Source organism: Tamlana crocina, from assembly GCF_012037625.1.
Genome location: NZ_JAAVJS010000867.1, coordinates 1 through 283 on the forward strand (window position 1 = coordinate 1; position 283 = coordinate 283).

The 283-nt window shown below is 44.5% G+C and carries 1 protein-coding gene; it reads right to left on the minus strand.

Annotated features, from left to right (window positions below; all coding sequences use genetic code 11):
* The coding region (locus HC176_RS19315) for a cysteine hydrolase family protein (RefSeq protein ID WP_483414767.1) at positions 1-283 on the minus strand (283 nt) is incomplete at both ends.

Consider the following 283-nt stretch of genomic DNA (forward strand, 5'->3'; position numbering starts at 1 on the left):
TACGAAAAATGGCTTCTATAGGCTTTGATCTCAGGTCGGGATGAAAATCTGCTCCTTTAGTTTCCTGAACACAATGCGGCGGCCACAGTTTTTGTTCCAGGCCATTTAGTTCTATGACCTCAAATTCATTTTTTCCGGAATGATTGACTGCAAAACTTTTATGATTTTCGGGATGCCAGTCCTGAGTAGCCACTACGAGCTCGAATTGAGGCAGGATCTTATTGATCACAGGAATGATCCTGTCGCCTTCTTTAACTTCAAGAGCGCCGCCGGGCATGAAATC